The organism is Mucilaginibacter sp. NFX135, from assembly GCF_048565145.1.
Lineage (GTDB): Bacteria > Bacteroidota > Bacteroidia > Sphingobacteriales > Sphingobacteriaceae > Mucilaginibacter.
Genome location: NZ_CP183412.1, coordinates 1,216,780 through 1,228,685 on the forward strand (window position 1 = coordinate 1,216,780; position 11,906 = coordinate 1,228,685).

The window sequence follows — 11,906 nt, forward strand, 5'->3', positions numbered from 1 at the left end:
TGGGGAGGGAATTAAAAATAAAACGAAAACCTAATGACCGCCACGCAAAATAAAATCCAAAACTCAAGACTAATTTCTCTTGACGTGATGAGAGGAGCTACCATCGCCGCCATGATATTAGTAAATGATCCCGGCGATTGGGGACATATTTATGCGCCGTTGGAACATTCTAAATGGGATGGTTGTACACCTACCGATCTTGTGTTTCCCTTCTTTCTGTTTATGGTGGGGGTTTCTGTGGTGTATGCCATGGAAAGTAAAAAGGCTGCCATGCCGCATGGCAAACTGTTGCTAAGCGCCTTGCGCCGTACTGCTATCCTGATCGCTATTCCCTGGATCACGCAGTTGATCTTTCATCCGGATGGAGGATTGGCTCATTTACGCCTGCCTGGCGTTTTGCCGCGTATCGCGCTGGTTTATTTTATCTGTACCATCCTTTACCTCAAAACATCGCAAAAAACCCGCGACTGGATATTTGCCCTCGCACTCATCGGTTATTTTATCATCATGACCTGCATACCGGTTCCCGGCGTAGGTTATGCCAACCTGAAACCCGAAACCAATATGGGTGCCTGGATTGATCGCCTGGTGTTTGGCACCAACCACCTCTGGCGCGAATCGCATACCTGGGATCCCGAAGGTTTGCTTGGCACTATACCAGCCCTGGCTACAGGTTTGTTTGGCATACGGGTAGGCAGCTGGTTAAAACGTAAAGACCGCGACGATAATGTTAAGGTAAGCTGGATGTTTACTTATGGCGTAATTGCTGTGCTACTGGGGCTGATCTGGGACCTGTTTTTCCCCATCAATAAAGCATTGTGGACGAGCTCATTTGTGCTATACACCGGCGGACTGGCCACTATTGCCCTGGCCCTGTGTTATTGGCTCATTGATGTACAGGGTCGTAAACGGTTCACCTACTTTTTTGTGGTTTTTGGAGCTAATGCCATTACCGCTTATGTATTATCCGGTTATATCCCGCATTATATGGGGATGATCAAAATTGGCGGGGCATCCATTTATCAAACCTTATTTGTACCTTTCTTTTCGCCCATCAATGCTTCGCTGGCCAGCGCTATATTTACAGTAGCTATCCTGTGGCTGGTGATGTGGGTGTTCTATATCAAAAAGATCTTTATCAAAATATAAACATGAAATTAAAACTCAACCTTATCATCCTTACGGCAACTGTTTTTTTGTTTGCCACTCATTTAAAAGCGCAAACTACTTCTCCCGATTTTAAACCATCGCACCTGAAGGCTGCCGAGCAATATTTGATAGCTACAGGAGTGAGCGCTCAATTTGGCGATATATTAAATAAAATGGTAGATGCCTCAAGCGCACAGATACCCGAGGCAAACCGGGCATCATACGTAAAAGTAATGAACGCTTTTATGGCTAAGTACTTCACCTGGGATGCCCTGAAAGATCGACTTGACAAAACCTATGCGGCTGAATTTACCGAGGATGAGCTTAAACAATTAACTGCTTTTTATAGTACCCCGCTCGGAAAAAAAGTGAGTGTTAAAACCCCAATTCTGATACAAAAGGGGATGTTATTGGGGCAACAAGCAGTTGCCGATCATCGCCCGGAGCTGGAGCAAATGATGAAGGACGCGTTTCAGGCCGACGCAGCTCCGGCCCAAAAGAATAATTAACATTTAGTAATTTGTAACTAAGAATTTCGTTTTGCATCTTAGCATTAATATATTCCACTAAAACTATATGAATTTAAACCTAAAGCTTTCTGCAGTTGCCCTGGCAGTGATTATCAGCTCGGGAAGCGCCATAGCACAAGTAAAGAAAAAGCCGGCCGCATCGACAAAAAACAAACCAGCTGCAGCACAAGCCGCTGCTAAAGGTAACACCTTGCCCGTTGATGATCAGGTGATCATCGGTAAGTTGCCCAATGGTTTAACTTATTACATCCGTAAAAATGTGGAGCCTAAGAACAAGGCCGAACTATACCTGGTGAATAAAGCCGGATCGGTTTTGGAAACTGACGATCAGCAGGGTCTTGCCCACTTTACCGAGCATATGGCTTTTAACGGTACCCGCGATTTCCCAAAGAATGCCATGGTTGATTACCTGCAAAAATCGGGCGTAAAGTTTGGCGCCGACCTGAATGCCTATACATCCTTTAATGAAACCGTATACCAGCTGCCTATCCCTTCGGATACGGTTAAGATATTTGAGAACGGTTTTAAAATACTCGCCAACTGGGCCGGTTATGTAAGCTTTGACCCCGGCGAAATTGATAAAGAACGCGGCGTGGTATTGGAAGAAGAACGCCTGCGCGGTAAAAACGCGCAGGAGCGTTTACAGCTGCAAACTTTACCAGTGCTGCTGAATAATTCGCGCTATGCCCTGCGTTTGCCTATTGGGAAAGAGGATATTCTGAAAAATTTTAAACCGGAAACCATCAAAAGCTTTTATCACGACTGGTACCGCCCCGATCTGCAGGCGGTGATAGCCGTGGGCGATTTTGATCCTAAACGGGTAGAAGAGCTCATCAAACAAAATTTTTCACCTTTGCAAAATCCGACCGGTGAAAAACCACGCACCAAATATACCGTACCGCCAACACCTGGCACCGCGGTTAAAATAGCTACTGATAAAGAGTTTCCGTATACGCTTGCTCAGATCATTGTAAAACACCCCGGAGCGCCTACCAAAACCACTACCGATTATATGCAGCAAATACGCGAGCAACTGTTTAACCAGATGTTGAACGCGCGTTTGGGCGAGCTGTTGCAAAAGCCTAATCCGCCATTCCTGTATGGCCGCTCCAGCTATGGTGGCTTTATTGGCGAACAGGACGCGTTTACCTCTATAGCCGTATCTAAACCCGGCGAGCTGGAAGCCGCTGTTAAAGCTGTAGTTGCCGAAACCGAACGCGCGCGCAAATTTGGCTTTACCCTTACCGAACTTGAACGCGCCAAACAGGATGCCCTGGTAGGTATAGGCAACGCTTATAAAGAACGTGATAAAACCCGCTCGGTAAATTTTGTGAGGGAATACCAGCAAAATTTTTTAACCGGCGAAGCTATTCCCGGTATTGACTTTGAATACAATTTCTATATCAATAACATAGGCAAAATAACCCTTGCCGAAATGAATGCCCTTGCCGGCAAATTCATCAGCGACCAAAACCGGGTGGTGATTGTGGAAGGACCAGATAAGGATAAAGACAAACTGCCCGACGAAAAAACCATATTACAATGGATAGCGTCGGCCGGGCAAAATGTAACCGCTTATGTGGATAATGTATCGTCTGATCCACTGATCAGCAAGCTTCCTGATGGTACCAACGTGGTTAACGAAGTAAAGGATGAGGCCATCGGCACAACTACCCTTACCTTAGGCAACGGGGTGAAAGTGGTTTTAAAACCTACCGATTTCCGTAACGATCAGATCCTGATCAACGGCTACTCCTTTGGTGGTACATCATTGGCTAATGATGATGATTTTACTTCGGCCAATTTAGCTGCTCCAATAGTAAGCAGCAGTGGTATTGCCCAGTTTAACCAGGGCCAGCTGGATAAAAAGCTTGCCGGTAAAAATGTAAATATTTCGCCTTATATCAGCGAATATGCGCAGGGTATCAACGGTAATTCGTCGCCGGCAGATTTTGAAACGGCTATGCAGCTTATTTACCTGTATTTTACACAGCCACGTAAGGACAAGGATATCTGGCAATCGCAAATTGATCAAACCCGGTCGCTGCTGGCCAATCGCGGTCTCGACCCGGTAAATGTATTCCAGGATACCGTATCGGCTGTTTTGAGCAACCATAATTTCAGGTCGATGGTAACCACTATCGACAGGTTAAACAAGGCTACTCTGGATAAGGCTTATGCGTTTTACAAAAGCAGTTTTGCCGACGCCAGCGGATTCACCTTTACCCTGGTCGGCAATTTCAATGTCGAAACCATTAAACCATACCTAACCCATTACCTGGGCGGTTTGCCATCAACCAACAGCAATACCACTTATAAGGACCTGGGGATCCATCCGCCGGCAGGCATCATCAACACTACGGTAAATAAAGGCGTGGGCGAAAAAAGCAGTGTGCAGCTGGTTTTTAGTGGCGATTATGAGTATAACGATGCCAACAACCTGCAAATGGACGCGCTGGAAGAAGTATTAAATATTAAGTTGATAGAGCGCTTACGCGAGCAGGAAAGCGGTGTATACTCACCAGGGGTACGTGCCTCTTACCGTAAAATTCCGGGTGGCAGGTACAGCATCTCGGTTTACTTTGGTTGCGCTCCTGAAAATGTAGATAAGCTGATTAATGCCACCATCGAAGAAATTGGCAAGATTAAACAGAACGGCGCCCAGCCAACAGACATCCAGAAATTTGTGGCTAAAGAAGCCCGTTCAACACAAGAACAACTGAAAGAAAACTTTTTCTGGGCAAGCTATCTGGCCTCCTCGTTGCAAAACAAAGAGAACCCCGACCAGATCCTGAACCACGTAAGCAGCCTGGACCAGGTAACCGTTCAAAGCACCAAAGATGCCGCCAACAAATACCTGAGCGGTAAAAACTACATCAAACTGGTATTAATGCCCGAGAAAACTGAAAAGAAATAATTTCTATCAGGGATATAATTAAAAACGCCCCGCCGGTCAACCCGGCGGGGCGTTTTGGTTGTAGCTTCTTTATTTCTCATGCTCTTTACCATACATAAAAAGCATGTCATTTCGATAGAGCACGGGCCGGCATGAGCGTTGTGCGAAAGAGAAATCTTTTGCTGTGAAAAAAGTCCAAATTGCTTGTCGAAGAAGATTTCTCCTCGTACCCTCGTTCGAAATGACAAACATGCGAAAGAACTTTTTAAGAGAGGTTTATATGTCCGATAATATTGCTAAGTTCTCAATGCATATTTAAATAAGCAACGGACGTATCGTGTAGCTGATGTACCACCACGCCTACACACTTACCGGTGGCATCTATCTCAAAAGAGATACCCTTATCCAGGTCGGTATAAACCTGTACTTTGCCGGTTTTATTTTGATAATCGCTGGTTGGTTTCAGGTTATAGCTTTTTTTAATCTCGTCAAGGCTGCTGCCAACGCCCAGCCCCTCTGCTGTTTTATACTCCGGCGAATTAACCAGTACCTTCTGTATGCGGCTAATGATCTCATCCTTATCACCCATTTTACGGTGCGCAAATACGCTGGTACGATAACCACCGGCTTTGTGCCATACCATTAGCGAACTTCCCATGGCCGCATCCGAGCTATCGGGCCGGCCCAATAGCTGGCTCACATTGGCCACATCCCCGCTTAATACAATGTCACCAATGCTTCTGCCCGGAGTGATCAGTTTATTGGTTATAGCGGTTTTGGCTTTAGCTGTATCGGCAGTTTGCGCCGTAGTATCAGCGCTGTTTTGTTTTTGCGCCGGCTGTTTACAGGCAAATAAGGCGGCGCAGCATAATAATAGTATGGTATTCTTCATCATGTTTTTCATAACGGTATTATATTTATTTTGTTGGGTAGTTTGATATATGTATAAGAAAATTTCGTGGTAGCATGCCGTCAAACGACTCACCTCGTCTTCGCTTCGCTTGACGACCCTCTCTGCCGCAAGCGGCAAAGAGGGTGAAAAATTATTATTTTTATCTTTCATATTTTCAAATCCCCTCTTTCCGCTAAAGGCGAAAAGCGGGTGACCAAGCGTAGCGATGGTCGGGTCGACTATACGACAAATTATTTGATTCCTATTCTGATACCTAACCAAATTAACATTAATTTGTTGAACAAATAAATGACATCCAAAGGCCAACAGGTTATACAGCAATGGTACAGGCAAAAAAACTGGCAGCAATTTCCCTTTCAGCAGGAAATGGAGACAGCGTACCTTTCGGGTTACTCCGGTTTGCTCAACGCGCCTACCGGCAGCGGCAAAACCTTCGCGCTGTTCCTGCCCTTTCTGGCCGGGTTCATCAACCAGCATCCTGATACCTATACTACCCAGAAAAATAATGGCCTGCTTATGCTGTGGATAACACCCTTGCGCGCGCTCACCAACGATATCCGCAAGGCTATGCAGGAGGCCTGCGACGAAATTGGTCTGCCCTGGCACATCGCCACCCGCACCGGCGATACTCCCGCCGCCGAAAAACAGGCCCTCAAGAAAAAACTGCCAGAAGTACTGCTCACTACCCCCGAAAGCCTGCACTTAATGCTGGCACAAAAGGAGTATCCCAAAATATTTGCCGGCTTACAGGTTGTTGTGATCGACGAGTGGCACGAACTCCTGGGCACCAAACGCGGCGTACAGGTGGAGTTGGGATTGTCAAAGTTGAAAGTTTTGGGTGCGGGGAGCGGGGAGCGGGGTGCGGGAAATGAAAATAAAACTGCATGGAAAAACTCCGACTCAAACCTCGCGCCTCGTTCCCCGGGCCTCGAACCCGACTCCCCGAACCTCCGCACCCCGCTTCGCATCTGGGGTATCAGCGCTACCATTGGCAACCTGGAGCAGGCCGCCGAAGTTTTGTTAGGTAATGATTTCCCGCCGGGGCGTATCAAAATGGTGCGGGCCAACCTGGATAAAAAGCTGGATATCCGGTCTATTATCCCGGAAAATGTCGAGAACTATTCCTGGGCCGGACACATCGGGTTAAAGCTGCTGCCCGAAGTGATGGAGATTGTGGCGCGCAGCAAAACCACGCTCATATTTACCAATACCCGGTCACAATCCGAGATCTGGTACCATGCCATTTTGGATAATTACCCCGAGTATGCGGGTATCATGGCCATGCATCACGGCTCGCTGGATAACGAACTGCGCAACTGGGTAGAACAGGCCCTGCATGCCGAAGCTTTAAAACTGGTAGTATGTACCTCCAGTTTGGACCTTGGGGTCGATTTTCGCCCGGTTGATACCGTGGTTCAGGTAGGCAGCCCCAAAGGTGTAGCTCGTTTTATGCAGCGCGCCGGCCGGAGCGGTCACCATCCCGGTGCGGTATCAAGGGCCTATTTTGTACCTACCCATTCGCTGGAACTGCTGGAAGGCGCCGCCCTGAAAGAGGCCATCAGAAAAGGTATTTTTGAAAGCCGCGACCCCATGCTGCTCACTATGGATGTACTGATCCAATATATGGTTACCCTGGCAGTATCCGATGGATTCAGGGCAGAAGAATTGTTCGAAGAAATAAAAACCACCTACGCCTTTGCCGACCTTACCCGAAATGAGTTTGGCCAGTTGCTCGATTTTATCACCACCGGCGGCAAAACACTGGCCCAGTACGATGAGTTTTTAAAGGTGGAGGTAGAGAATGGCCTGTACAAAGTAAACAGCCGGCGCGTGGCCATGCGCCACCGCCTCAGTATCGGCACTATTACCAGCGATCTCAGCATACGTGTAAAATGGCTCAGCGGCGGTAGCCTTGGCACTATCGAAGAATCATTTATATCCCGATTGAAACCCGGTAACACGTTCTGGTTCGCAGGGCGCAGCCTGGAATTTATCCGGGTAAAAGAAATGACAGCCTATGTCAAAAAATCAAACTCCACTAAGGGCATTATCCCCAGCTGGAACGGTGGCCGCATGCCCTTATCATCGCAATTGGCGGCTGTATTTAGAGACAAGCTGGATGAGGTAGCGCACGGGGTAGAAAAGGACGAAGAAGTGATCGCCCTTAAACCACTTTTCGATCTGCAGCAGCAGCTTTCGCACCTGCCCCAGAGTCATGAGTTTTTGATCGAGTCGTTCAAATCGCGCGAAGGGCACCACCTGTTGTTTTATCCTTTTGAAGGGCGGTTGGTACATGAGGGTATGGCATCGCTGCTGGCCTTTCGCATCAGCAAAATAAAACCGGCCAGCTTCTCCATCGCCATGAACGATTATGGCTTTGAGCTGCTGACCGATGAAGATGTGCCGATTGAACAGGTGCTGGAAGATGCAGGCTTTTTTTCGATAGATAACCTACTGGATGATATCCAGCACAGCCTCAACGCCAACGAAATGGCCCGCCGGCGTTTCAGAGATATCGCCCATATCGGCGGACTGGTATTTACCGGTTATCCTGGCCAGCCCGTAAAAAACAGGCACCTGCAGGCATCCACATCGTTACTGTTTGAAGTGTTTTCTGAGTATGAGCCCAACAACCTGCTGGTACGACAAGCCTACAACGAAGCATTGGCCTTTCAGTTAGAAGAGTTTAGGCTAAGAGCAGCCCTGCAGCGCATCGCCACCCAAAATATCATCCTCAAAACTATCGAACGGCCAACACCATTCGCGTTCCCTATCATGGTTGATAGCCTGGGACGTGAACGGCTCACCACCGAAACACTCGAAGAACGTATTGCCAAAATGGCCCGCAACTACGGCGCTGAAGGTTTTGCAGAACCCGCTGAACGGAAAATCCGGAAGCCTGGAGTTACAAGGAAGAAGGGGTTTTAGAGGTTAAAAAAATACAGGTCATTATTATAAGCAATAGCCGGGCAATCTCATACCAAGTAAATGTATGCAAGGAGATTTTTTCGTTGTTCTTCTCCGCAATGTGATATTATCAGATGTTTAGATTCGTTCAGGATGGCAAATTATTTATGTCTGTACCCCTCAAAATATCCTTTGATTGATCACCGCCATAAAGCCATCCTTAAATTTTTCGCTTACGGGGATATGCTTATCGCCAATATAAATGTGGTTGTCCTGTATCTTGTTGAGTTGCTTGGTATTGACGATGTAAGAGTTATGTACCCGCACAAAAGGAACAGTAAGCTGCTCTTCAATATCTTTTAATCTGCGGTAGATCAACAGCTGATCGGTTTGGGTAACAACCCGCACATACTCTTTTTCGCCTTCAAAGTAAAGAATATGTTCCAGCAGGATCTTGCGCAGCACCTTGCCCGATTTTACAAAAAAATATTCCTGATCAGACTGTACAGGCATGGCAACTGCAGCCGGGGCCTTACCAAAGTAAAATTCTATTTTTTGCTGTGCCGCCAGGAAACGTTTCAGGGTAATAGGTTTCAGCAGGTAGTCGATGGTTTTAAAAGTATAGCTTTCGGCAGCAAACTCGGAATAAGCCGTAGTAAAGACAATTTTGGTGTCGGAGGGTAATAAGCCGGCAAGTTCCATCCCGCTCAGGTGGGGCATATTGATATCTAAAAATATAAAATCAACCTTGTTTTTGTTCTCCTTTAAAAAAGCGAGCGCTTCCAGCCCGTTATAGCATTTGGTTAAAAGCTGCCATTGCGTAGTTTGACCGATCAGCATTTCGAGCAGTTTTACCGCATTTGGTTCATCGTCAATAATAATGCAATTTAAATTCACGCTAATGGGATCTTTAAAAAAGCGGTAAATGATTGTTCGTTCTTATGGGTATCCAGTTCAAAATTATTTTGATAGAGCAAGGTAAGTCTTTTGCGTAAATTAGTGATGCCAAATCCATTGCTGCCGTTTTGCTTCGGTTTGTCGTAGATCCGGTTCACGGTTTCAAACATCAGGTAATTATCCTCCTGAACCAGTGAAATTTTGATGCAGTTATCCAGGCTTGATTTATCGATGCCATGCTTAAAAATATTCTCTACAAAAGTCATCAGCAGCATAGGCGGGATACGCAAGTCGGTATTAAATTGTTTTGTGAAGGTAAGCTGCACTTCATGACGGATGCGGATCTTTTCCAGCTCCAGGTAATTCTCCAGAAATTTAACCTCGGTGTTAATGGAAACCTCATCCAACGGGCTTTCATCTAAAAAATAACGCATAATGTCTGACAGGCGCTCAATCAGCGCTGCTGTTCGCGGAGCTTCGCGGTAAGCTTCATAATAAATATTGTTAAGTGTATTGAACAAAAAATGAGGCTGTACCTGCGATTTGAGCAGGTTGAGCTCGGCCTGGCTTTTTTGCACCATGATCTCTTCGGTTTGCTGCTTTAATTTAAAATAAGCGATGGCTATACGGAATATAAAGCTGAGCGCGAATATGAGGCCGCCACCCAAAACAAATTTCAATAAGGCGGGAAATGTTATCGGCTCGGCTTGTCCGGGTTTGGCAAAATAGGTGTTATAAAAGTAGGTGCTCAAATAACCCCTACCCATCCCTGCAACAAATAAAAGGAGCAGGGAAAGTAGTGCATACAAAACATACCTGCGGGTTTCATAAAAACGGGGATACAGAAAGCGGATATTGCCGTATATGATCAATACATAATAAACAATATACATGTTGGTGTAAAACACACTTTCCTTAATACCATCCATGGAGGTAAAGGAAAGGAAGAGTATAATATAAACGGAGATCCAGACCAGCCATTGGAGCTGGGTAATAGTGGCCTTACCCTTAAACACTTGCATCATGCTTAAAATTACAAAGGTTTTTTGGGGTTGTGGTCTTTTTTCAACGCTTACCCGGCTTTATTCAACTAATATGCTTTGACAATCAATTCCCTGGCCTGTAATGCCCTTGTTGAACATATGACCTTCCTGGTTAAAAATAGCCCCATGACAGTTGAAATGATTTTTGACAATAGTATATAAACAACAGCTTTGATCATACAATAATCTTTAACCATTAACTATCATGAGAACTGACTGCTCCATCTTTAAATTTATAATTACCACTTTAGCCCTGCTATGGGCATTAATGGGTAATTTGAAACCGGTATGGGCACAGACCGATACCATACGTCTGACTGATAAACGGCTCTTGACACAAGTACTGAAACCCGGCAACCGGCAGTATCTGGTGTATTTTCAGATGCTGAACAACAAAAAGAACTTACGTTTTTGGTATTGGATACGTAATACCGCTATTGAAAGCCGCAGCGGCGAAAAGGTATTTACCATAAACCAACATTGGTTTGGCAGCGATACGCTTGCCTACCGCTCGGTATACTCAGTTAACAGAATGGCTGATTTTGCACCGCTTTACCATACAGAAACTATTAACAATAAAACAAAGGCTTATAATTGGGGCGTGGATAAAATTACCGGGGCTGATAGTGTAAAAGGTAATACAGCTAAAAATTTTTCGCTGGTATTTAAGCAGCCCAATTTTAACTGGAACCTGGATATTGAAACTTTTGAAATGCTGCCCCTTGCAGCAGGTAAAACCTTTGTAATTAATTTTTACGATGCCGGGTTGGCACCACCTGAATATGTAACCTATAAGGTAACCGGCAGCGAGATGCTGAGCACGCTGAATAATGACAAAGTTGACTGCTGGAAACTGTTTACCGAGAGCGAATATCAGGGCAAGCACTATACCGAAACCTATTGGATAAGCAAAAAAGGCCACGAGTTTTTAAGGGAGGAGGATACTTTTGATGGCGGCTATCGCTATAAAATTAAACTGCCCCTGATGACACCTGATCTGATGAAAAGGTTTAAGCAATAAAAAGCATTTGTGTACAGAGGGTTAGTCGGAAGGCAAAAAGTCGAGCGCCTTTTTTATAGTCAGTAAACTTGTTCCAAAAGCCAGTTCGGCTGCCTGCTGCTGACTTTTAAGCAAGTACGAAATAAATATCACTACACAAAAGGCACTGAGTATGCTCAGTAAAAAGAACTTAATGGCCCTGGCGTCAGTGTAAGTTAATTCACGGGTGGTTTGATCATGATGCAGATGAGCAATACTGCTTTTTAGTAATACCAGTGAAAAAAGCAAAACCAGTGTCAGTATTTTGGGCAGTTCCTGCCAGATCAATAAACTGTAAATGACGATCAGTGTTCCTATCAGTAAAAAGATCATCAGTAAAGCAATAATTGTTTCGCGGACTCTTTCCATGTTTGTTGTTTAAGGCTGTGACACCAAACATGGGCGTTTACCCTTACGCCAGACATAGAAAGTTTTACTTCATGACCTTTAAACCGGAGTCCTGAAAACATGGTGCTCCAGAGGAACATCCTGTTTATAGAAAATAGATAAACAATCTTTTGGCTCCGGGGGA

At 45.5% G+C, this 11,906-nt stretch carries 9 protein-coding genes; 5 read left to right on the plus strand and 4 right to left on the minus strand.

The window, feature by feature from the left end; translation table 11 throughout:
* Positions 1–33: 33 nt before the first annotated feature.
* The 3 genes from ACNURT_RS05325 (at position 34) to ACNURT_RS05335 (ending at position 4,596) form a co-directional block, all read left to right on the plus strand.
* On the plus strand, positions 34–1,149 hold the full coding sequence (locus ACNURT_RS05325) for an acyltransferase family protein (protein WP_419700855.1): 1,116 nt from the start codon (positions 34–36) through the stop codon (positions 1,147–1,149).
* Positions 1,150–1,151: 2 nt separating this feature from the next.
* Positions 1,152–1,658, plus strand: a complete 507-nt coding sequence (locus ACNURT_RS05330) for a DUF2059 domain-containing protein (protein WP_419700856.1) — start codon at positions 1,152–1,154, stop codon at positions 1,656–1,658.
* A gap of 67 nt (positions 1,659–1,725) precedes the next feature.
* Positions 1,726–4,596 (plus strand): M16 family metallopeptidase, encoded by a 2,871-nt coding sequence (locus ACNURT_RS05335; protein WP_419700857.1) that lies wholly within the window; start codon positions 1,726–1,728, stop codon positions 4,594–4,596.
* 283 nt (positions 4,597–4,879) lie between these two features.
* On the opposite strand, the gene ACNURT_RS05340 is transcribed toward ACNURT_RS05335, so the two are convergent.
* Complete coding sequence (locus tag ACNURT_RS05340; protein ID WP_419700858.1) at positions 4,880–5,470, minus strand: hypothetical protein; 591 nt, start codon at positions 5,468–5,470, stop codon at positions 4,880–4,882.
* A gap of 306 nt (positions 5,471–5,776) precedes the next feature.
* On the opposite strand from ACNURT_RS05340, the gene ACNURT_RS05345 reads away from it, so the two are divergent.
* Positions 5,777–8,416 (plus strand): ligase-associated DNA damage response DEXH box helicase, encoded by a 2,640-nt coding sequence (locus ACNURT_RS05345; protein ID WP_419700859.1) that lies wholly within the window; start codon positions 5,777–5,779, stop codon positions 8,414–8,416.
* A gap of 159 nt (positions 8,417–8,575) precedes the next feature.
* Here ACNURT_RS05345 and ACNURT_RS05350 read toward each other — a convergent pair whose 3' ends face one another.
* Both ACNURT_RS05350 and ACNURT_RS05355 read right to left on the minus strand, forming a co-directional pair.
* Entirely contained in the window at positions 8,576–9,292 is a 717-nt protein-coding gene (locus tag ACNURT_RS05350) for a LytR/AlgR family response regulator transcription factor (RefSeq protein ID WP_370994876.1), read from the minus strand.
* Positions 9,289–10,317 carry a sensor histidine kinase gene (locus tag ACNURT_RS05355; protein ID WP_370994875.1) on the minus strand — a complete coding sequence of 343 codons (1,029 nt, stop codon included), beginning with the start codon at positions 10,315–10,317 and terminating at the stop codon, positions 9,289–9,291. The genes ACNURT_RS05350 and ACNURT_RS05355 overlap by 4 nt, the downstream gene beginning before the upstream one ends.
* 223 nt (positions 10,318–10,540) lie before the next feature.
* On the opposite strand from ACNURT_RS05355, the gene ACNURT_RS05360 reads away from it, so the two are divergent.
* Positions 10,541–11,356, plus strand: coding sequence for a hypothetical protein (locus ACNURT_RS05360; protein WP_419700860.1), 816 nt, complete (start codon positions 10,541–10,543; stop codon positions 11,354–11,356).
* Between the two features lie 21 nt (positions 11,357–11,377).
* Here the strand turns inward: ACNURT_RS05360 and ACNURT_RS05365 are convergent, their stop codons facing one another.
* Positions 11,378–11,743 carry a hypothetical protein gene (locus ACNURT_RS05365; protein WP_419700861.1) on the minus strand — a complete coding sequence of 122 codons (366 nt, stop codon included), beginning with the start codon at positions 11,741–11,743 and terminating at the stop codon, positions 11,378–11,380.
* Between the last annotated feature and the right edge of the window lie 163 nt (positions 11,744–11,906).